This window comes from Shewanella sp. 0m-6, assembly GCF_052977325.1.
In genome coordinates, this window is record NZ_JBRIMD010000018.1 from 57,099 (window position 1) to 79,940 (window position 22,842).

Annotated in this window: 17 protein-coding genes and 1 tRNA gene; 8 read left to right on the top strand and 10 right to left on the bottom strand. The window is 43.3% G+C overall.

Annotated features, from left to right (window positions below):
- The first annotated feature begins 218 nt into the window (after window positions 1-218).
- The gene (locus tag ACVBJC_RS14220; protein ID WP_447161513.1) at window positions 219-560 is read left to right on the top strand and encodes a hypothetical protein; all 342 of its coding nucleotides are present in this window, start codon (window positions 219-221) and stop codon (window positions 558-560) included.
- A 310-nt stretch (window positions 561-870) separates the two neighbouring features.
- Window positions 871-1,527 carry a thiopurine S-methyltransferase gene (locus ACVBJC_RS14225; protein WP_442529495.1) on the top strand — a complete coding sequence of 219 codons (657 nt, stop codon included), beginning with the start codon at window positions 871-873 and terminating at the stop codon, window positions 1,525-1,527.
- Between the two features lie 281 nt (window positions 1,528-1,808).
- On the opposite strand, the gene ACVBJC_RS14230 is transcribed toward ACVBJC_RS14225, so the two are convergent.
- Together ACVBJC_RS14230 and ACVBJC_RS14235 are read right to left on the bottom strand one after the other, a co-directional pair.
- Window positions 1,809-2,855 carry a porin gene (locus ACVBJC_RS14230; RefSeq protein ID WP_447161514.1) on the bottom strand — a complete coding sequence of 349 codons (1,047 nt, stop codon included), beginning with the start codon at window positions 2,853-2,855 and terminating at the stop codon, window positions 1,809-1,811.
- A gap of 710 nt (window positions 2,856-3,565) precedes the next feature.
- A complete protein-coding gene (locus ACVBJC_RS14235) occupies window positions 3,566-4,627 on the bottom strand; it encodes a porin (protein WP_447161515.1) in 1,062 nt (353 codons plus the stop codon).
- Between the two features lie 371 nt (window positions 4,628-4,998).
- Here ACVBJC_RS14235 and tcdA point away from each other — a divergent pair, with 371 nt between their 5' ends.
- Both tcdA and ACVBJC_RS14245 read left to right on the top strand, forming a co-directional pair.
- Window positions 4,999-5,817: a tRNA cyclic N6-threonylcarbamoyladenosine(37) synthase TcdA gene (gene tcdA / locus ACVBJC_RS14240; RefSeq protein ID WP_447161516.1), complete on the top strand. Its 819-nt coding sequence runs from the start codon at window positions 4,999-5,001 to the stop codon at window positions 5,815-5,817.
- A 208-nt stretch (window positions 5,818-6,025) separates the two neighbouring features.
- Window positions 6,026-6,643, top strand: a complete 618-nt coding sequence (locus tag ACVBJC_RS14245; RefSeq protein WP_447161517.1) for a superinfection exclusion B family protein — start codon at window positions 6,026-6,028, stop codon at window positions 6,641-6,643.
- Between the two features lie 146 nt (window positions 6,644-6,789).
- Here the strand turns inward: ACVBJC_RS14245 and ACVBJC_RS14250 are convergent, their stop codons facing one another.
- Window positions 6,790-6,924 carry a DUF3149 domain-containing protein gene (locus ACVBJC_RS14250; RefSeq protein ID WP_439268284.1) on the bottom strand — a complete coding sequence of 45 codons (135 nt, stop codon included), beginning with the start codon at window positions 6,922-6,924 and terminating at the stop codon, window positions 6,790-6,792.
- A gap of 338 nt (window positions 6,925-7,262) precedes the next feature.
- Between ACVBJC_RS14250 and ACVBJC_RS14255 the strand changes: the two genes are divergently transcribed.
- From ACVBJC_RS14255 to ACVBJC_RS14270, 4 genes are all read left to right on the top strand, one after another.
- Window positions 7,263-7,347: transfer RNA gene (locus ACVBJC_RS14255), tRNA-Leu, on the top strand.
- 472 nt (window positions 7,348-7,819) lie between these two features.
- Window positions 7,820-8,689, top strand: coding sequence for a LysR family transcriptional regulator (locus tag ACVBJC_RS14260; RefSeq protein ID WP_447161518.1), 870 nt, complete (start codon window positions 7,820-7,822; stop codon window positions 8,687-8,689).
- Window positions 8,690-9,013: 324 nt separating this feature from the next.
- Window positions 9,014-13,246, top strand: coding sequence for an Ig-like domain-containing protein (locus ACVBJC_RS14265; RefSeq protein ID WP_447161519.1), 4,233 nt, complete (start codon window positions 9,014-9,016; stop codon window positions 13,244-13,246).
- Between the two features lie 78 nt (window positions 13,247-13,324).
- Entirely contained in the window at window positions 13,325-14,350 is a 1,026-nt protein-coding gene (locus ACVBJC_RS14270) for an OmpA family protein (RefSeq protein ID WP_447161520.1), read from the top strand.
- Window positions 14,351-14,414: 64 nt separating this feature from the next.
- Here ACVBJC_RS14270 and ACVBJC_RS14275 read toward each other — a convergent pair whose 3' ends face one another.
- The 7 genes from ACVBJC_RS14275 to ACVBJC_RS14305 all read right to left on the bottom strand — a co-directional run bounded on the left by ACVBJC_RS14275 (window position 14,415) and on the right by ACVBJC_RS14305 (window position 22,574).
- Window positions 14,415-15,539: a site-2 protease family protein gene (locus tag ACVBJC_RS14275; RefSeq protein ID WP_447161521.1), complete on the bottom strand. Its 1,125-nt coding sequence runs from the start codon at window positions 15,537-15,539 to the stop codon at window positions 14,415-14,417.
- Window positions 15,540-15,641: 102 nt separating this feature from the next.
- The gene (locus ACVBJC_RS14280; protein WP_447161522.1) at window positions 15,642-17,306 is read right to left on the bottom strand and encodes a DUF342 domain-containing protein; all 1,665 of its coding nucleotides are present in this window, start codon (window positions 17,304-17,306) and stop codon (window positions 15,642-15,644) included.
- Window positions 17,307-17,480: 174 nt separating this feature from the next.
- Window positions 17,481-18,509, bottom strand: a complete 1,029-nt coding sequence (locus ACVBJC_RS14285) for a methyltransferase (protein ID WP_447161523.1) — start codon at window positions 18,507-18,509, stop codon at window positions 17,481-17,483.
- Between the two features lie 191 nt (window positions 18,510-18,700).
- Window positions 18,701-20,005 (bottom strand): alkaline phosphatase, encoded by a 1,305-nt coding sequence (locus tag ACVBJC_RS14290; RefSeq protein WP_447161524.1) that lies wholly within the window; start codon window positions 20,003-20,005, stop codon window positions 18,701-18,703.
- A 14-nt stretch (window positions 20,006-20,019) separates the two neighbouring features.
- Window positions 20,020-20,973 carry a glutathione synthase gene (gene gshB, locus ACVBJC_RS14295; protein ID WP_447161525.1) on the bottom strand — a complete coding sequence of 318 codons (954 nt, stop codon included), beginning with the start codon at window positions 20,971-20,973 and terminating at the stop codon, window positions 20,020-20,022.
- A 151-nt stretch (window positions 20,974-21,124) separates the two neighbouring features.
- On the bottom strand, window positions 21,125-21,856 hold the full coding sequence (rsmE, locus tag ACVBJC_RS14300; protein WP_447161526.1) for a 16S rRNA (uracil(1498)-N(3))-methyltransferase: 732 nt from the start codon (window positions 21,854-21,856) through the stop codon (window positions 21,125-21,127).
- Between the two features lie 13 nt (window positions 21,857-21,869).
- Entirely contained in the window at window positions 21,870-22,574 is a 705-nt protein-coding gene (locus ACVBJC_RS14305; RefSeq protein WP_447161535.1) for an endonuclease, read from the bottom strand.
- Window positions 22,575-22,842 lie beyond the last annotated feature (268 nt).

Genomic DNA, 22,842 nt, shown 5'->3' on the forward strand with positions numbered 1-22,842 from the left:
AAATCAATAAGCTGTAATAAAGTCCAAGCTCATTGAATTATCGCACTTATGTCGAGCTTGTAAAAAGGTTATCTGAATCACACCTAACCAATATTTTCGGGTTAGATATTGATGCATATCAAATCTACGGGAATAAGAGAAAGGTAATCTTGAAGTCAGTACTAGTATAAATGGTATAAGCCAAAGAAAAGGCTTAGATATCAACTAAAGGTGGCTTTATGTCAGGACTAGATAAATCCCAGCTAATTGAATTGCTTGAATACCCACGTCGACGTATTTTACAGTCGATGGAGCTAAATTATTGCCCTCATGCAGGCTTTTTTAACCCGACGGATATGGAGTGCATTAATTGTCACCAAGGTATGGAATGTACCTGGATGAACCACAATGACGAAACCGTTGCGGTCGAGAAGAAATCAGCTGAAGAGCTGAAGCAGCAACTTCTGGTTGCGGTAGATTTTATTGATTCGAGTTTAACACCGCATCACTTGTCTCGTCGTAATTGCGAGTGTGAAAACTGTGTCTGGTTGAGGAAAGTTCAGCAAGTGCTTAATGCATAGCCGTGAATGCATAGTCGTGAATGTATAGCCGCTTCAGTTTAATCTGCTTCTGTTTAAGCTGTGAATGCAGACGCAGTAACAGCATTGTGACTTGGTATCTTTAGTGATAACCGCTTATTTATTTTTGCTTCTATTACGCTCTGGCTATAGAGTAATGGCCAAAATGGTATACCAAGTCTGAGCATCACTTGTCAAAGTGAGCGCTAATTCGTTCCCCTGATGATTCTCATTATCATGGTCATACCTTGGTTTCTTTGGTAATTGTTTTTTAATGCAAATTTGTAATTACCATTTGTAATGGATATGGACTATGCAACCAAGCTTTTGGCATGAAAAGTGGGACGCCCAGCAAATAGGTTTTCATTTAAGTGCGGTTAACCCTTTGTTGGTTAAATATTGGCCGCAACTTAATCTCGCAGCAAATACACAAGTTTTTGTTCCTCTATGTGGTAAGTCATTAGACTTGTGTTTTTTGGCTGAGCAAGGTCATGAAGTGCTAGGCTGCGAGTTAAGTGAACCAGCTGTACAGCAGTTTTATCAAGAAAATAGTCTAGCGTTTAAGGTAAGTGTGGTCGAAGACCATCAACGCTTTACCACTGAGCAAGTCACCATTTTTCAAGGCGATATTTTTACATTGCCAGTATTAGAACCGCAAAGTTGCACAGCCTTTTACGATCGAGCAGCGCTAATCGCTTGGCCGGAAGAGATGCGCTTAGCTTATGCACGTCAGCTTACTAAATTGGTTTCCGCTAATAGTGTTGGCTTATTGATCACCTTAGATTATCCACAAGCCGAGTTAAATGGCCCGCCTTTTGCGGTATCAGAAGATTGGGTTCAGGCCAATCTAGGTGAACATTTTAAAATTGAGCGTTTAGCTTGTAACGATGTGTTGAATGACAACCCTCGCTTTGTGAAAAAGCAGGTATCTTGGTTGACGGAATCGGTTTATAAGTTAACGAGAAAATGAGCAGGCCCTAGGGCGTGACTACGTCACTGCGAGATCGCTGCGCTACTAGATCCTATACATTCAAAAGCTTAAAGCTGGAGTTTATCCGTCGCTTCTATCTTTTGTCTTTAGCTTTTGTCTTATAGCAGGACGAAGTCCGCTCTAGCAGTGAGCCTGCGAACGTCCTAGTAGCCCGAAGGGCGTCCTCGAATCTTCTTGGCTTTTAGCTAGATCCAAAAAAGCGACCCTAAGGTCGCTTTTTTGTGGCTTAAAATCGTTAGAGAGTCTTAAGACTCAATCGATTAGAAGTTGTAACGCATACCAATAGTGAATACGTTATCATCTTTTAGGTCAACTTTAGCAGTACCCACTTTGTGGTCGCCTTCGTACATAGCGTAGTGGCCATATACCATAGTTGATTTAGAGATCTTGTAGTCAGCACCTACAGTGATTGACTGAACGTTGATATCGTCACCAATTAGTTTACCAGCATCTGTTTTTACAGAGTTTTGGTAGTACTTACCGAAGCCGCCTTCGTCCATGCCGTATTCAGCTTTTAGGTTAACGCCGTTTAGGTTGTAAGCAACGTTTACGAAGTAAGAGTTACCTTCTTGGCTCGTTGTTTGGCTTTCAGTGTTCTGGAATAAACCACCCACTTTAAACTCACCTAGTTTAACTTGTGCTACACCACGGTATGCATCGATGCCACCGATAGTGTTATAAGCCGCAGCTACATAGTAGTTTTGCGCCTTAAGCTTCTTATCACCAATAGTTGCACTTAATGCGTACTGAGCATCATAAGACTTAACAGCGTCTTTATCATCAGCATCAATATAGTTGTCTTCCATTAGGTAAGTCGCGTTTAGCGTCACAAGATCGGCAATCTTTGGTGAATAGTACCAGATACCATCAGCAGAACGTGATTGACCACCCACTAGACGGTCGATATCGGCGTTAGTGTTACCAAAAATATCAACGCCGCCTTCAGACTGCTTGAATACTGTGTCGTTACGACCAACAAGTACAGTACCAGCCTGAGACTTAAGACCTAGGTAAGTGTTACGCGCTTTAAAGGTTTCGCCAGAGTTAGTTGTGTTCTCAACTTGAAACTCCATCTGGTAAACAACGTCGATGTTGTTAGTTAGGCTTTCAGTACCTTTAACACCTACGAAAGAGAAGTTGTTTTCGAAAACAGTCCCTTCTTTACCATTTTGAGTCGTTGCACCTGTATCTGAGTTAGTTACAGCTAGATCTAAACGACCGTAAAATCCTGGACCATCGGCTAGCGCGCCGAAAGAAGCTAGGGTTAAAACTGATGCCACTGACGCAGAGATTAGTGTCTTTTTCATTTCATTTGCTCCCAGAACCTAAGTTCCTATTCGTTTCTTATGGTTTTTTACATAAACTTTTGTTTTTGTTACAAGCATCCGAGCTCATAACAATTGTGGGGCTAAATATTACAGTTTTATGGCATGAAGAATGTGGACTAGATCATGTTTTCAGGGGTTCAAGATTAATTTGCTACTTTTTTGTGACGATTGGAGAGCTTTCGTTGTTTATTTGGTGATTTATATAGAAATAAACACTTTAAACTATCTCTAAAGGGGTATTTTGGCGGATTGCGAGAAAAGTCGGTCTTGCTTGTTTAGTATTTACTAAGGCTGCGAATGGGGTGATCTTGTGCCTATTGTGAGATTACAAAATTAACCAGTGAGCTTCTTTAAGGTGGAAATCAAAGCAAACGGCATAAATGTTAAGTTTTTGTTGATGAAACCTTGCCTGCTGGGCAGTTGCTCGTCCCTATAAATAAATCATCTAAAATAAAACCTCTGAAACTCAATCATCTAAAACTCAAGCATCTAAGCATTTTCAGTTTCAACATTGAGCACCTTTGCTGTGATATTGAATATTGATTGGTATTAGGCGTTAAGACTGGGGTAAACAGATTGGAGGGAGGCATAAATTAAAAAGGCAGCTAACGCTGCCTTTTAAGCCTATTTGTTTAAGTCAATTTTTATAAGCCATGTATTAAAGCCTATTTGACTCATTAACCAATAGATTAGAAGTCGAAACGCATACCAACAGTGAAGATATCATCACTTAGATCTTGCTTCGCACCGCTCAACTTCATGTCGCCATCGTACTTAGTGTAGTGACCGTATACTAAGGTGTTTTTGCTTAGACGGTAGTCTGCGCCAACACTGAACTGTTGTAACTCGACATCGCTTACTGTTTCTAAGCTAGCGCCATCAGTGCTACCAACGTAACGGCTAACATACTTACCTAGACCTGAGTCATCGTTACCGTACATAGCTTTAAGTTTTAGGTTACCCATAACATAAGCTGCGTTAACGAAGTAAGTATCACCTTCAAGGTTTGAGTACTTGCTGTCAACGTGTTCACTGTTTTGGTAGAAACCACCTAGAATAACCTGGCCAAGTTTAACTTGAGCTACACCACGGTAAGCTTTTACGTTGTCGATGCTGTCGTTATATGCTGCAGAAACATAGTAGTTCTGTGCTTTAAGCCCCTTGTCACCAACGGTTGCACTTAGTGCATACATGTTGTCAGCGTCAACTTTCTTGCCATCAACTTCTTGAGCATAGTTGTCGTCCATTAAATACGTTGCATTCAATGTCACTAAGTCAGCAATTTTTGGTGAGTAGTAAGTAAAACCATCGGCGCTACGAGATTGGCCAGCAGCTAATAGATCGATATCTGAGTTAGTGTTACCGAATAGGTCGAATCCACCTTCAGAAGCTTTAAATACAGTGTCGTTACGTCCCACTAGGATAGTACCAGCAGTCGCTGACTTTAGACCTAGGAAAGTGTTACGCGCAGAAAAAGTGTTGCCTGAGTTGTCGAAGTTATTAACACCGAACTCCATTTGGTAAACCACTTCAAGCTCACTATTGATTGCTTCAGTACCTTTAACACCTAACCATGAGAAGTTGTTCTCAATGATGGTGCCAGACTTTTGGTTTTGCGTCGCAATACCTAGGTCTGAGTTAGTGATTGCAAGATCGGCACGACCATAAAAACTTGGGCCATCAGCGAGTGCTGTAAAAGAGGTGGCGGCTAGTGCTGAAATAATAGTGGCAGACAGAACAGTTTTTTTCATTTTCATCTTCCTGTAGCGAATCGCTATTTATAGTTGCAGGCTATCAATAATCGTCAGCCCTATCTGTGGGCCAACAAGAGTGAAGCTGTATTTTTCGGTCGAGATTCTTGCACGGAATGGGAACTTTGGTTCGTGATCTAGGTCATGTTTAGTGGATTTTACGTGATACACGTCATGTCGTTTTACTGTTTTTAAACAGTTAGTTACGTTGTTTTTAACAAGGGGTACATTTCAGGTGTCTACTGGCACTCTTTTTGTGAAAATTATTTACAAATGTTTTGCGGGTAAAGTAATTTTTTTAGGGTTTTTCCAGCGTTTGGGATAAAATATCAACGCAGTTGCGCTTTCTATTTTCTACAATGAGTATCATTTTGAATAATCACACTTTGTCTGACGCTTACTTAAATCGTTTTGCTGGGATAGGTCGTTTGTACGGTCAGCAAGCTCTTAGTTTTTTTGCCTCGGCCCATGTAGCCGTTGTTGGCATCGGTGGTGTGGGGACCTGGGTCGCAGAATCTTTAGCGAGAAGTGGTATTGGGCAGATAACCTTGATTGATCTGGATGATATCTGTGTGACGAACACTAATAGACAGGCTCATGCGTTAAAAGACACTATAGGTGAATCTAAAGTCGAAGTGATGGCGCAGCGCCTAAAACAGATCAACCCTGAATGCATTGTTAATGAAGTAGAAGACTTCATTACCCCTGAAAACTTATCTGCATATTTTCAGGGTAAGAAGCAAGGGGGAGAGCTTGATTACGTCGTGGACTGTATTGATGCCGTTAAGGCTAAAACTGCATTGATTGCGTGGTGTAAGCGTCAAAAGTTACCCATTGTCACTGTTGGTGGCGCTGGTGGACAGATGGATCCCACTCAAGTGCAGGTGGCTGATTTAGCTAAGACCTATCAAGATCCGCTGTTGGCTAAAGTACGTAACCAGTTAAGACGCGAATATAACTTTTCCAAGAATGTCGCCCGTCGCTTTTCAATCGAAGCGGTGTTTTCAACTGAGCAACTGGTTTACCCACAAGCTGACGGCTCTGTATGCAGCACCAAGGCTACGGCAGAGGGAAGCATGAGAATGGATTGCGCATCAGGATTTGGTGCGGTGACAGTTGTAACTGGGACCTTTGGGTTTGTTGCTGCAAGTCGGGTATTAACCAAGTTAGCTGCAAAAGCAAATACATAGCAGAAACTAGCCACTAATAAGGCGCCAGTTAGGCGCCTTTTTCTTTTCAGCCTGGAAGCTGTACCTTTTAGGAAAAAAGGTAATCCTCTTTGGATGAAATGTAATGTTGAGCATTAGCCATTAACTATTAGCCACTTACTATTAAATGTTGGCACTATTTTTGCTTTTATCTAGGTAGGAACAGATTTCTGACACTGGGTAAATGGGTATGCAAAAAGTGGCTTTCAAACTAACTTCTTTTCAAATGATGTCGCCTAAAAAGTTAATTTTTACAGCAATGCTATGGCTTGCACTGGCGTGCGCTGCACTATTATTTGCTCCTAAAGCGCTGTTGGCCTCATTGAGCCTTAATGAGTTTTCTCAACAAAATGCACACTTTATTGGTTTGGGCTTAATCATTGGTGCGGCTTTTTTATTGACGCAGATTTTAAATTATTTTCTAGATGAGGCGATTAGTCACTTAAGTGATAAGCGCTCTCTTGAAATTATCGAGGAAAAAGTAAAGCTGCTCGACCCAACAGAGAGAGCCTTATTAAGGGAGTTTTTCTTACAAGGTGAAACAATCTTGACCCTACCAGAGCAAGAGACAGCAGTTAAAAGTTTATTAAAGGCAGGAATTTTGGAGCACTTAGGTAACCAGAAGCACTATGCTATTCAAGGCTCAACAGCAGACTTTAAGATTTCAATGCGGGCTCGTGTTCACCTTAACCGCCAAGTGTTACGTTTTCCTGTCGGAGAGCCTAGCCCTGAAGATATGAAGAACTTGATTAAAGCGCGCCCACATTTCGTCAATAGCTTTGCAGTACCACGAAAGCATGCTGCTTAATACGCTATAAGTGACTAGGCTCAGTGGCTCTATAGTGAATGGCTATAGCAACTGGCTTTAGCAACAGTACTAGCAACAATACTCACCAAATTTACCCCAAAAAAAAGGGGGCTGATAGCCCCCTGCATTAGAATCAATATCGAAAACTAATTTTCGGGATCCGCAGACTTGGTATAGAACATCCACATTAGATACGAAATGATGCCAATCGTACTAAAGATAACAATCATTGAGGCCAAGCCTATTGGGTTGCCAAACATCAAATCTAACCAGAATGCCATTTGCGAAATCCTCTTTCTTTTTAATTCCTAATAACCATACGCTTCGGTGCTTGTGAGTTTTTTGATCTGAGTCAATTACTGCCCCAGTTATTAAATAAATGAGGCTGTATTGTTAATGAATATGCTGTAGATCACGTTTTACTAATTTTACCTGTCAAAGCAGACAATGGATTTGGCGTTTGTTTAGGGCGAAAGTGAGCGTTTATAGGCTTTTGAGATTGAAAAACGCTCAGTTGATACAAAACTCAATTCAAAGTACTTGCCATTCATCTGCTGGTAGGTATAATTCCGTTCACTTACTGAGGTCGAGCAGATTTACAGTGAGTGTTATTGATAATGCCTGAGTGGTGGAATTGGTAGACACGTCGGATTCAAAATCCGATTTCGAAAGAAGTGACGGTTCAAGTCCGTCCTCAGGTACCATTATCAACAAAACAACCTGCCATCGAGCAGGTTTTTTTATGCCTAAAATTCCCCTACTTGTTGTTCAGACTGTATTCCTTCCTGAGTTAATCATTCCAGCCAGTATTTGTTCTCTATTAGCACCTTTTGTTACTGTTTAGTTTGCTACAGAACAACCTTTATAAGCTGTGATAATAAAGGTGCGTACTAAATAGGTCTTATATTGAGTGGTATTGGCATTAGACTTTTATAAATAATTTTATCTAGCATAATAGTTTTTAATTTCATTTATTTTATAATACATCAATTAATTTTATTGATGGCGATTAGTATAGAGCAGATATCTAAATTTGGTGCTTTAGATGTTTAATCTTTGGAATTCTGAATGATTAAATGTATATATGACTGATTGTAGGAGTCTGTATAATTAATGTGTGGTTAATGTATAATTCTACATGTTATCTGAGCTTGTCTATATTTTACTGAGTATGATTTGAAACCAAATGAGTTAATTTATTTTGAGTCTGTTTTTAGAACGGGCTCGATAAGGCATGCATCTAGAGAGTTAGGTGTATCTATTGCGACAGTATCCAGGGCTATTTCTTCTCTAGAGGCCGCCTTAGGTTATCAATTATTCCAAAAAGACGGCGCTAAGTTTCATGTTGCCAAAAATGCCGCTGATTTATATCAGCGCCTTGTTAAGCCAATAGCTGAGTTAAATTTGATATCGAGAGAGGTTAGCTGCAATAGCAGCTTTAAAATCGTGGCGCCTCCATTTTTATCCTATATAACCTTTAGCCATATTTCTGCAGAATTTGAACAAAAATTTAAGCAGCAATTGCTTATAGAGTATAGCCATAGTATCAAATCTAGAACTCGGGCATATGCGGATCTACGGCTTGGCTATCTAGACCTGTTTATCGATCTGAAACCCGCGGATGAGTACTTATTAAAATCGACTCAAATTCATAATGATAATCTATGTCAGTTCCATTCTAAATCAACAACCGAAAGCATTGAAAGGCATGGAGAGAGGAGTAAATATGCCAAGCTGACATGGATTTCGGCCGAACCGCAACTGTTTACAGAGTGCCTTTCCACGCAAGAATTAGAACAGGCTGCTATATGCCTAGATAGTTATTCAGATTTTTTGCAGGCTATCGAATTAACTGATGGGCTCTTTGGGATTAACTTGCAAAGTGCTGTGGATACTAAGCGGTTTTCCATAGGATCAGTTTATGCTGATAAAGAGGTAAAGCTATATTCGATAATGAATAATGAGTTGGTTTTATCCTCGGGTGAGCAGAGGGAATGGTTATTTAAAGCCATTAATGACATCGGTGAATGGATATTTAAAGTGTAACCATTAAAGGGTGTCTTGGTTTTATATGTTTCAGGTTGTTGCATTTTGCTTGTTTTGCGCACTTTTTTTAACGCTTGGTATTTAAAAGTTTTTATTTATATTTGTTTGTTTTAAAACTGAATAGTGAAACATGATGTTTCACTGTGTGGGTGTTTAGCTTAGAGTTGAATTAATTTACATTTGCTTAAATATATAGATCGATTAGTGCTGTTTGTTTACATTAATGATTTAATGCAAACAAAATATACTGTTGTTAGGAATAAGTTAAACCGGAAAATAGTCTATTTAGGTACGTCGGTAGTGGTTATTGTTTAAGGTGTAAATATGGTTACTTCAGCACACAGGCTTTCTAGCGCAATTCATTTTTTCAAAAATGCTAAACTTTATATCTTAGCCCTAATTATTAGCCTTGCGGGCTGTAATAAAAGTGACGAGGTTTTACTTCCTGACATCGGCATGCCAGATACCATCTATTTAGCAAGTTTTGCAGAGGAGGCCGTAAAAGGGCAAACCTTGACCATAGATATTGCAGCCTATGTGACGAGTAAAGCTGATTGGCAGCTTGAGGCCGTTACCGATCCTAAAGGTTTCACAACGATTCAGACCATAACGGATACTAAGGTGACCCTGAAAGCGGATTATTCAGGGGTGACTCAGTTAGTGTATCAGGTGATGAGTCAGGGAAAGTCATATCAGGCGGAAATTTTACTGGGTATCGAGGAGCCTGTTGCCTCTAATTCAAAACCGACAGCAGAGTTAGTTTCCAGCAGCTTATTGAGTGATCATACCTTCAGTATCAACCTAAACGACGTGCTTCATGATGCCGATGGTGATGAGTTAACTATCGTTGATCTGACTCAAAGCGCGGATCGTTTTACTCTTTCAAACTTACAGTTAACCTACAAACCCAATGGTTTTGTTGGTAGCGATCTTGCCCTGTATGGTGTGATAGATGGTAAAGGTGGTGTCACGGTTGGCCAAGTGGTGATGACCGTTTCTGATGCTAACCCTGTAGCGCCGAACCAATTACCGATAGCGCTTGATTATCAGACATCGGTGGTTCAAGGCGACCCTCTGGTGATTGATGTGAGCGGTTTGATCTCAGATCCTGATGAGGATGAGATACAACTCTCTGATTTAAAAGCAACCTCTGGACGTGCCGTTCTGTTGAGCCGCAGCCTTAACACAATTGAATATGACTCTACTGGCTTTTTTGGTGATGATAGCTTTATTTATGTGATCTCTGATAACAAAGGCGGCTATGCGTCAGGTGAGATTAGTGTTCATGTTGAGCCTTTGCCAACTCCTCTTCCTTTATCATTAACTCCGCTAGTGTTTGATTTTACGGTCGATGAAATCAAAACTCTTGCTATAGATTCTGGGGTGACTTCAGGGCTAGATTGGGCGATTAGCAGTATTGCTAATGATAGTGGCTTGGTGTCACTTGGCGCCGTAACGCAAAATACAGTCACGATAGAGGCTATATCGGCTGGTGTCGCGGTACTTGATTACGTGGTTGAAACCGAGACTGAAGTCCAAACTAGCCAACTGTTTTTAGCTATCACTGAAAGGGATAATACGCCACCTATAGCATCAAATTTCGCTAAGACCACCGATAGCGAAACGCCTTTTAGCGTAGATTTGGCTGAGTTAGTCTCTGATGCTGAAACGGATAGATTAACTATCTTGCCGGACATATATCAGCTAGCGAATCGATTTACTCTAGAGGGAACAAAACTGATTTACTCTCCTGCGGGTTTCGTCGGGGTCGAATCTGCAACTTATATAGTAAGCGACGAGCAAGGCGGATTTGCTGTTGGATTGGTCGTTGTCAACTCACTCGATGCTAATCCTGAGTTACCTAATAATCCACCAACGGCAATGGATTTGAATTTTAGCACCGATAGTAAAACGCCAATTACCCTAGATTTAACGCATGCTGTGGCAGATGCTGATGACGACGAACTGAGCATTAGTGTTTACGCAAGCAACGGAAGAGCACTGGTTGATGGCTTAAGTATCAGCTACACGGCAGATGGATTCTGGGGTGTCGATGAGGTGGTGTATGTGGTTAACGATAGAAACGGTGGCTTTGCATTAGGCACTATCGTATTTACCGTTTCAGATGCGAGACCGGTTAATAATGTGCCTTTTGCTAACAGTCATACCGTCCAATTTAGCCTTAAAGAGGTGTTAGCCCAGCCGGAACGCTTAATTGATATTAGCGCTTTGGTTAGTGATGCCGATAATGATCCGATTAAGTTAACTCGGGTGATGGCTGCGATTAATCCGGTTCAAATAGAAGCGCCATTACTGATTAAGTATAGATTTTCCGATCTCCTCGAGTCAGATAGGTTCACTTATGTTGTAGAAGATGGCAAGGGTGGCATTGCTCAAAATATCATTGAAATCAATATTGTTAATACAGCGCCGATAGCCAAAGCCGTTGCATTAAGCATTGATCCATTTGATGTTAATACGCCAAGTTTAATCATAGATCTGAGCGATAGTGCTTACACTTCAGATCCTGATGACGATAACCTACAGCTGACTTATGTGGGTAAAGTGATTGAGCCTGCGACATTGATTCAAGATGGTCTAACTCTGACATACCAACCAAATGGTGCATCTCAAACCGAAACGATTACTTACACTGTGTCAGATGGGATGAAAAGTAGCAGTAATATTATTAGCATTATCTCAGCATCAGATTCCTCTTTGACGGCAAGTAGCGTAAGACTGCCTGCAATAGAGATGGACTCACTCAAAGTACCCGTTGATTTGAGTCATTACGTCAGCAATAGCACAGGAAGAGCGATTTCGATTGAGCGTATATTCGGGGCGCGATTAGGCACTATTGAGTTTGAACCGGGCTCTCTAGTCTTCACCTACCAACCAGACAACATCAGTTATGGTATCGATACTTTCTACTACTTGGTCTCAGATAATGAAGGCCATCAAGTGCAGCAAAGCGTTACGGTTGAGGTTAATGCGCCAGCTAAGCCAAATATCACCGACTTAACGCTTGAGTATGCTGGGCCAATAACGGCAACCATGACCTGTGTAGATTGTGAGCACCCAACAAAAACTGATTATCAATTTGAGGTGGCAGGTTTACCCATATCGACCCCAGCAAATATTTTTAACCCCGCAATTCACCAAGTAGAGCAAAACGTCGGCGTACTTGTGACGGCTAAAAATCGTTACTGCACCGCCAATAATCAAGGTATTGGTGGCGGCAATGCTTGTCAGTTTTCACAGGCTAAAGTGGTGATTAAAGCTGATTATCTCGAGCGTGTGTATTCTAATTTCCATGCGTTTGCAGCCCTTAAAACTGATGGAACGGTGGTTTCATGGGGAAGCAGAGATTTTGGTGGTGATAGTTCTTCAGCTGATGCGGTATTGTTTGATGTTAAAGAGTTAACTGCTACGTCTAGCGCTTTTGCTGCGTTAAAGGCAGATCGAACTGTTGTGAGTTGGGGGGCGTATTGGGAGGGGGGAAACAGTACTCCCGTCGCTGAGCAGTTAAAGAATGTTGAGCGAGTTATTGGTAATGAATTTGCCTTTGCAGCAATAAGACTCGATGGTTCAGTCGTGGTTTGGGGAGATGCTCGCTATGGCGGGGATGCAACTTCTGTCGCTAATGAACTTTATGATATACAGGATGTTTATGGCACAGGTTTAGCTTTCTCAGCTTTAAGAAAAGATGGCAAGGTACTCGCGTGGGGGCTAGATATACGAGGAGGGGATACTTCAAAGGTCGACAGTGAGCTTTATAATATTAGACGAATTTATTCCAATCCTTATTCCTTTGCTGCATTAAGAAAAGATCGAACAGTTGTTGCTTGGGGCGGAGAGAATGATGGTGGGGTTATTGAAAGTACGGTGAAACCTAAACTCGTTAAAGTGGAAGACATTACCTCTAACCTTAGAGCATACGCTGCGCTAAAGGATGACGGTACTGTAGTTGCGTGGGGATTTAATAGCTTCGGTGGTGATGATAGCATTGCCGATAGCTTGCAAAATGTCGTTCAGATTTATGCGAATGTAGAATCATTTGTGGCGCTTAGATCAGATGGAACTGCCATTGCATGGGGGGGAGCGTTAAACGGTGGCGATAGCAGTGGTGTTACAGATCAACTAGTCAATATTGATACTATTTTTTCCACAAACAATGCCTACGCCGCCTTAAGAAAAGATGGCACTGTGGTGACCTGGGGCAATCAAGTTGAAGGCGGCAATAGTGAGGCTGTAAAAGACAAGCTAATCAATGTTAAAGCCATCTATTCAACCCACAAAGCCTTCGCGGCGCTTAAGGAAGATGGCAGCGTTATCACTTGGGGCGATACAGCAAGTGGCGGCTCGGTCAGTGAAGAGGTTGCGGCAAAGCTGACCGATGTCAGAAGTATCTACTCAACAGGTAGCGCTTTTATCGCCCTTAAAGGTAATGGCGATATGGTCACCTGGGGCGACCCGATCAATGGTGGTGACAGCACCGGTGCCCAAGCCAAGATGCTGTCGGAAACCGTGCTATACAAGAACCTTAATCTGAACTGATTATATCCCCTTGGCCTACGTTTAATTGCGTAGGCCAACTGAGTCTGGAAAGAAAGCAATTCTGGAAATGAAATAACAATGAAAACAATAATAAAGCCAGTTCACATTCTACTGTTCTCGCTATTGGGCATGCACTCTGCTGTACAGGCGGTAGAGCAGGTAAGCGCAGCGCAAGACACTGCTGCTGTAGACAATACACCATCATTTGATAGCCACTTCTATCTCGGCGCAAAAGCGGGTTACAGCAGCATGGAAAACAGCTGCCACTCAAGTTATCAAGACTGTGATATTTCGGCATTAGCATATGGCATTTTTACTGGCTACCAGTTTACTCCTTGGTTCGCTGTAGAGCTTGGCGTGACAGATTATCAAGATTATGACGCTATCTATGCTGGGCATAATGTTAATGCCGATATCATGGGTTATGACGCGGCAGTAAAGTTATCGCTACCGCTGACAGAAGATGGGTTAAGCGCCTATGTTAAAGCGGGCACGAGCTATATGGATATTACGCGCACAAGTATTTTTGTGCTGCCAGATCCAAGTGGTTTCACTGCATTAGGCGCCATAGGATTAGAGTACGCTTTGTCACAATCAACTTCGCTTAGAGTTGAGTATCAGTATCTTCCCGATGTCGGTGGTAGTCAGAGTCATTTTACTTCATTGGCCTTTAGCTACCGTTTTGGTGATAAGCCAAAACCGATAACAGTTGTTGCTAAGCCCGCTAAGGCTGCGGTTATTGCGCCCACTCCTGTGGTTAATTCTATCGCGGTTACACCACAGGTAATGTCAGTGCTTTTTGGGTTCGATAGCAGCCAGCTTAGTGCTCAAGCGAAAACTCAATTAGAGGCTGTGGCTGAAAAGTTAGCTCAACAACATGCCTTGAAGGTGATGATAGTTGGTCATACGGATTTTGTTGGCCCACAGACTTACAATCTCACACTGTCAAAAGCTCGCGCTGGGTCGATTGCTGATTACCTTATCGCTAAGGGCATCAGTGCATCGAGGATAAGCCTTAAAGGTGCGGGGGAAGCTGAGCCAATAGCCAGTAACACTAACGCAGCAGGGCGAGCGAGTAATCGTCGAGTTGAAATTCGTTTCTAGGCTGAAACGATTAATGAAATAAACCGGCACTTGGCCGGTTTATTTATAGATGAAAGTAGGGCTGCTAACTCTTTAAGATCTCAAGTGGTAGCGCTAGCATTTCATCACCACTACCAGCAAAGTACCAGATAATGCCAATCAAGGCGCCTACGGTTGCTAGGTACCAAACCGTTGAAAAGATCTGGCCATATCTATCTAATGGTAGTAAATGACTCTGATGACGGGTTTTCCATTCAAACACAATCTCCGCGCTACCGATAAGCAGTAGGAAGCCCAGTAATGCCAGGCCTAATGAATAGCTGATATACACACCAACCGCAGCGCCAAGAATACAGGCCACTAATCCCATTTTGCTGTTCATTGAAAAGCTAATGCTTTTCAGGATATGACCGCCATCAAGCGGCAAAATCGGCAGTAGGTTAAATAGGTTTAACAAGGCATTAAACGTGGCTAAACCAGCAAAGAAGATATTGCCAGTTACCCAGTAGGCGACGAGAGAGGCTAGCGACATAAATAGGCCAAAGGTTGGACCCATGATAGAGATCACTACATCTTGCCAGCGGGTATTAATTTTCTCATCACTTAAAGCTAAGCCGCCCATAAAGGGAATTAAGTAGATGCCTTTGGTTTTCATACCAAAGTATTTCATCGCCCTGATATGGCCATACTCGTGAAAGACTAAACAGGCGATAAGGGCTAAAGCAAATTGGAATGAAAATAACCAAGAGTAAGCCGCGACACTGGCACCTGCCAATAGCACCTTAATCACCTTGGCACTCTTGAGTAGCTTAAAGCCCAGCGAAGCGAGACCAACGACACTGAATTGTCGCTTTTCAGGGATCGGTGTCGTGGGAGTTTGGCGTTCAATGTCTTTGGTGGTGCGCTGACCTGTGGTCATTACTTCATCATCTTTGAGCAAGCGATAATCAATGACAAAGGGTTGCCATTGTAAGTCTGTCTCTAAGGTGATTTTGATTGTCTGCAATGGTATCGGCTCGCCATCAATGGCGGGGACAAGGGCTGGATCTTGAATCGACAATTCAAAATTATGGCTCTTTAGTCCTTCATTATCTGGGCTGGCTTGAATGACAGAGACTAGAGTGTCTCCCCAAAACAGTTGCTGCCATCCCGCAAGTGAGCCTTCTAGGCGTAGCGGTTTTCCAAGGCAGTCGATTTTCAATAATTCCACGTCATGTCTCAAAGGAGAAAAGTGGCTTAATTATGCCGTGGATTTGTAGCTTAAGGAAAGTCGAAAGCGCTCGAACTTTCCTGAGTAGGTAATAATTAACCGCTAATGACTGTAATCGAAGCTTATTTCCTGGTTTTTGTTGCTTATATGGCAAGGCCCATGTTCTCTTTGAGTCCGTTGAAAGGCGTTACCGATATGTAGCTCTACATTGGAAAAGATATGTTTAAGCACATCGATGCGATAATGCTTGTAATAGTTTTCAACTTCAAGGTTTAGGCTGTCATACTCGAGTTCTTCCTGTGCTCTAACCACTATTATTCGGCGCTTTTCATCTAGCATCACTGTCACTTGCTCAACCATCATGGCGTCATCTTGCCACTCTACTTTTGGCGGCAGTTTTCTGAGTTGCGCCTCAATATTCAGTGCAGCGACCACCATGGATTTAATGCTTTTATCTAATTGTTTGAGTTGCTGCTTTAAATCCGTTAACGTCATGGCGCAATAGACTTCAGTTTTTGTATCTGCCGTCGCGCCCAGCGCTACCGCCTTGATGCCTTTATTCGCCTCGGCTTTGCCGCCAACAAGATCGCCGCGCCGAGCATTTGCATCACTAACGATCAGTTGCTGTTGAGTGCGAGTATGACTGTGTAAAAGTTGTTTGGTGACGAGGATATTGCCCTGAGCTTCAAGCTGAGAGTATTGTACAAATTGGGCACTAATTTGGCCTTTGGCTATTAAGGTGGTCGACAAACTTAAGTCTTTTAATTGGCGACCAATCACGCCTTTACTCACCGTGATATCGCCTTCAGCATGTAAGCTGGCAGAGTCTACAAAGCCCATAACGGTTATGTCGCCACTGCTCTTGACCACCATGCCTTCACCGACATCGCCTGTGATCAGCACACTGCCTTTAAAGTCCACATGGCCATAGCTTACATCGACGTTCTTTATTTGTAATACGTCATCGACCTGCATTCCCGACTTGGTTTCCACCGGCTGTCCTGCAACACTGGCAATAAGTTGATTGGGGTTTTGCTTGCTCAATTCTGTACCTTGACCAGGAGTGAGCTTAAAATCTTTTCCTGGTTTAGCAATGAGCTTTTCACCATATACGTTATAGCCATTAGTACCTTGAGTTGCGGGGGTCTTTTCAATCAGCAAGCTACCGGGTTTGACCATAATAACCGCGCCAAGATTACGCATATCTACGCTGCCATCACTATTCTCTTGTGGTTGCAGTAGTCGCTCTCTGGCAAGGGAGACTTTTCGCTCTAAACTAGCGCGAATACCATTCACTGCCGCTCGACCATTGGCAATGACGCTTGTGCATGTGGAGCCTGGAGAGAGGTGTGCAAACTCAGTTAATAATGCATCGATTTTGGGCTTGCTTAGGCCCATACTAATTCGTTGTAGCTTGAGGTTTTGGAGTATATCTCTGATATCAAGGTTTTTGCCGCCGTAGGCTGCGGTCAATGTCATGCTGGCGTGCATTTTGTCGTCAGAGACGTCAAAGCTTATCGTTGCATCACGTCTATCGGCAATCTCGAAAAACTGCTCAACGTCACCGCCCTCTTGGTGGTGTAGCTGATTGACTTTTATGACGGCTTGGGTGATTTGTGCCTGTAATGGACATAGGTAAGAAAAGTCTGGCAACGCTAATAACTGCAGCAGATCATTTTCTGTAATCGGCCCATGGTTATTCGGGACGATTTTTAATTCGGCTTTGTGCTTGTCTTGGCTTAACTCAATGAGTTCTGGGTGTAGCATAAAAATCCCCATCGTTATTATTTTTTTCAGAGATTGCTATGGGAGTAGTAACATATTACAAGCTGGTTAAAAAGTGCCACAGACAAATATTGTGAATCAAATAATTAAGCAGATATTACAAGCCTAGTGAGTGATCGGTTACTGCACTAGGCTCTGAGGGGGATTGATGCTGATTTATGGTTTGATGTTGGAGTAAATCTTGTATTTGTTATTTTCAGCGTTAACGTTCACTGAACCGAAGATTTCCGCAATGATATCTGAATATGGCAGATGGCGATTAGCCACAATATGGAATAATCCGCCAGACTTTAGTTTTTTTGTGCTGTCTTTAACAAAGTTGGTGACAATGCTGGTGGTACTCGCTAAACCATCATGAAACGGCGGGTTGGAGATAATGCCGTCATAGTGGCTAGCCGTTTGTGCTAGTCCGTCAGATGCGAAAACATTAGCCTTAAAACCATTGGCTTGTAGGGTAAGTTCGCAAGAAGCGAGTGCCATCGCATTGATATCAACACACTCTAGTGTAAGCTCTGGCTGAACCTTGAGTAATGCTGCTGCTATCACGCCCGCACCGCAGCCAAAATCGAGTACCTTGCCACGCATCTTAGGTAGATTTTCCAACAAAAGCTGCGTGCCTTCATCGAGCTTTTTCTCGCTAAAGACGCCCACTAGATTACAAATAGTAATCTGCCCTTGAGGGGTGTCTAGCTGATATTGGCTCTGCCAATCTTTGAGCTTAATTTCGGGAGCTTGGCCATTGAGCTCACTTAAAAATAAGATGCAGTGACGTGCGTTGTCGGCTTTAAATGGCTTGTCAAAGTAGCTTGGTAACTGTTTTGGCAGTGACTTAATGCCACCTTTATTTTCTCCGACAACGATAAGTTGCCCTTGAGGTTTAAGGTGTTTTGCCGCCAGATTAAATAGATATGGTGCTAACGCTTTGGCTTTTGGGAAGTACACGATAACCGTATCGAAATGATCATCATTAGGCAGTTGATGGCCAAAATGCAGGGTTAGATCTGCCGTTGCATAAGGCTGCATAATCAAGTGGTGATGATAATCTAATGCTAATCCGCATACGCTGCTGGCTGTATTTAATAGTTCTTTGGCTAGATGATCGCCTTCATAGTTGATCACCAATACAGATTGGTCTTTGACTAGATCACAGTTTCTGAGAAGGACTTGCGAAGCATTGGTAAGCATGAGTATTCAAGGTCAGGTGTAATTGCTGGCAATTATACCCCAACCGCTTTCGAATGCGAATTAGATGCTCTTAATGGGTGTTGAGTGTGGGGGGATAGTGGCTGTTGAGTGGGCTGAGCAGAGCATAAAAAAGGCCGCTAAACTTGTCATAGCGGCCTTTATACTGGTGGCTTTGCTGTTGAGCCTTGAGGCTATTTAATCTTTGGCAGTAAGCTCATCATCTTTTCGGCAATATCGGTATTATCTTGATTACCTTTAAACAGATCGGCCGCGGGCCCTGCGGCAAACACTTGCACATCACCACCTGTGTGTCCGCTCGTGGTCCAGCCGGTAAAGCTGCGAGTGTCGATAAGCTGTTTTAAGCTGGTTTCCAGTGCGGCTTTTCCTTGCATACGCGCATTACTCAGCTGCTGCAGTTCGTCTTGTGTGACTTCAAAACCGAGTTTTTGCTGAACCCATGTTTGCCAATCATCCAGAGCGATAGCTTGCTCGGCGATAGTAGCGGGACTTGCTTGCACGCCCTGAAGCAAGCCAGTATCCCAAGCATATTCGCCATTGGCACCGATAGATAGCCCACCAGTGTTGTGATCCGCTGTGACGACCATCAAGGTGTTAGGGTTCGCGCGGACAAACTGCTCAACCACTTCGATGGCGTTAGCAAAACCGTGCATCTCACCCATAGCGGTAGCGATATCATTGTTATGCCCCGCCCAGTCAATCAGGCTGCCTTCCACGAGTAGCACAAACCCTTTTTCATTTTGCGATAGCAGATCTAAGGCTTTTTGGGTCAGCAGACTTAACTGAGTTGAATCTTGCTGATCGATAACCCATGGCAGTTGCACTTCAGCAAATAAGCCTAAGGCTTTGCCTTGCGTCAGCGTGTCGAGTTGACTGAGCGTATCAATATGCTGATAGCCTTTAGCTTTAAACTGGTCGAGTAAAGGCGCAGGGAAATACTTTTGCCCACCGCCTAAAATGACATCAGCCTCAGAGGTTAAATAGCTCTTGGCGATTTCATCATAGTTACGGCGGCTTTCATTGTGAGCTAAAAATGCTGCTGGGGTGGCATGATTGACTTGAGAGGTCACTGCGACACCCGTTGCCATACCCCGATTTTTAGCCATCTGCATGATAGTGGTTAGCGGGTGTTTATTCACATCGACGGAAATCGCACCGTTATAGCTCTTAACGCCAGTGGCAAGCGCTGTCGCTGATGCGGCTGAATCGGTAACGTAGCCACTTTGTCTTGCTGGGTAGGTGGATGCCATGCCGACAAGTAATCGATCAAAAACGGTTTGCTCTATCTCTTCGGTGTCAGGATTATCTTGGTAGTAGCGATAGGCACTGGTGTACGCCGGTCCCATGCCATCACCGACCATAATAATCATATTTTTTGGTCGTGATGGTGTTTTATGGATATCGACATTAGCCGATGTGTATAGAGGCAACAACACGAGGGCACTAATGGCCCAAGTGAGTGTTTTTGTTAAGTTCATGCCGGATCCTTTGGCTAAGCTGACTTATTAATGCGTGCTTCGATTGCGTCCATCAACATGCCTGTGATATCGACATCAAATGCCGCTTCGATCTCTTTAATACAGGTCGGGCTGGTAACGTTAATTTCGGTAAGCTTGTCACCAATGACATCGAGACCGACAAAGATAAGACCCCGCTTCTTTAGCTCTGGGCCAATAGTGCGGGCGATATGCCAATCTGATTCCGATAAGGGTTGTGCCACTCCTCGGCCACCTGCTGCTAGGTTACCGCGGGTTTCGCCCTTTTGCGGAATACGCGCTAACGAATAAGGAACAGGCTCACCATCAACCACTAAGATGCGTTTATCGCCAGCAGAAATATCAGGAATAAAGGCCTGTGCCATAGCGTACTGTTGACCTTCGCTGGTTAAGGTTTCGATGATAACGCCCAGGTTTGGATCATCTTTTTTTACTCTAAAAATAGAGCTACCGCCCATACCGTCAAGAGGCTTAAGAATGATGTCGCCCTTTGCTTGATGAAAAGCGCGGATACGCTGCTCTGAGCGGGTCACAATGGTTTCTGGAGTGAACTCAGAGAACCAGGCCGTAAATAGCTTTTCGTTTGCATCACGCAGACTTTGTGGTTTGTTAACGATCAGCACACCTTGCTCTTCGGCGCGCTCAAGCATATAAGTCGAGTAAACGAATTCAGTATCGAATGGTGGATCTTTGCGCATTAATATCACGTCTAGATCGGCAAGCGGTGTATCGATAGCATCTTCAAGCTGGTACCACTGCTGGGGATCATTTTTTACGGTCAAGGCGCTCATGGTTGCCATTGCTTGGCCGTTTACCATGGCAAGATCTTTCATCTCCATGTAGAAAAGCTGATAACCACGAGATTGCGCCGCCATTAACATGGCAAAGCTAGAGTCTTTCTTAATGTTGATCTCGCTGATGGGATCCATCACGATGCCGAGTTTAATCATGGAGCTTTTTCCTTCTCTTATATTCGTTACAACGATAAACGTGGGGGCAAAGCTGCCCGTTTTCTAGCGTTTAACTGATAAACTTCTCTACTGAATGGTATGCGATATAGGCTTCAGCTTTAGGCGCTACACCTAGCTAAGCCTGTTGGAATTAACCAATATCACCGAATTTTAGCTGTAACGCACTGATTGTAGTGAGGGCAGCAGTTTCTGTTCGTAGCACCCGTGGGCCAAGCAACACATCGGTAAACTGATGTTCTTCGGTCATCGCGATTTCAGGAGCGGACAAGCCACCTTCTGGACCGATAACGAGCCTGACTCTGTTGTTAGGCAAAGAGAGGCCATTAACGCCATGTGAGGCGCGCGGGTGTAGATTGAGTTTGACGGCATCTGATGGCTCAGCGCACCAATCGCTAAGCTGCATAGCCGGGCGAATAACTGGTACAACACTGCGGCCTGACTGCTCACAAGCACTGACAACAATCTTTTGCCACTGCTGAATTTTTTTCTCTAAACGTTCACCGCTAAGTTTTACGCCGCAGCGCTCTGAAAACAGCGGTGTAATCGTGTTAACGCCAAGCTCAACAGACTTTTGAATGGTAAAGTCCATTCTATCGCCGCGTGAAATGACCTGACCTAAATGTAAGTGCAGCGGCGACTCACTGTTATTGGCTTCGCATGACAGTACTTTTACTTCGACGTTTTTCTTACTGGCGCTGATAATTTCGGCTAGGTAGTCATTACCATCGCCATTAAAAAGGCTAACTTGCTCGCCAACAGACATTCTTAGGACGCGGCCAACGTGACCTGCAGCTTCATCATCTAAAGCAACTGCCTGGCCGATGACTAGCGATGATTCTTGATAAATTCTTGGCACTCTCATGGTTTTACTAGCCTTATTCTGCGTATGTTTGCGAGTCTTTTAAACGCTGACATTGAGCTTGTACAAACTCATTGTGATTGCCTTGAACTTTGGCAATCTCTGTATCGCGTCGACACTCAATAGTATCAACTGGATAGGTTTTATCCCATGCTTTAAATAACTTTAATTGGCTCTTGGATATTTTCAATGAGTAAGTTTTCTGCATATATAGATAAGTTCGCGCAATTTGACCACGAGTGTGGGCGGGTGGCTGAACTTTTCGGCCTTTAAAGTCGACACTCACTTGGCATTGACCGTATTGTGTCGGCTTGGCGTTCCACTGGCTAAATCGAAAGTTACTGCGATCGCCGTTAACCTCACCAATGGCTGGCACTAGATTGTGTAGATCGGCTTCCATTTTTTTAAACAGTTTGTCTTTACGGCCACAGTTTTTACGTCCGCCTTCTTGCCAGCAAAGGCGCTGATGGCCAAATTCCCAGGCGGCAACAACGTGTTCCCATTCGATGCGTGAGGCACGCTTTTCCTGTTTTCTGACTTCATAGCCACAGCGGGCAAAGTCGGTGGTCCACTTTTTGCCTTTGACTTCAATGTCACAGCCACAATAGAAACTAGTTTGGGGTAAGTTTTTAAGATAAATACTTCTGGCCATTTTTTTTGCTTGATTAAAGCTTTTTGGGTGGGCAGGTGAAGCCTGAGTTGTTTGAGGTAACAGCCACATAAGGCCGAGCGCTACGGTGAGCACTTTAATAAATGACATCTAAAAGGGTCCCTAAAATTTACGCTAAAACGAATCGTTTGTTCGCTGGCGGGGGATTGTAAGTGAGCCGCCGTTTTGTCGCAATATGAGTAATGCAAAGCGATGGTGCTGCTGACTTTTAATATGGTGGGTATCGTTGCGACAAACCACGCTTAGTCAGAGCTTATTGGCCGAGTATCGATTCTGAGTTCTGAGTGCTGAGTTGTGAATTTTAGGTTTAGCTTTTTTG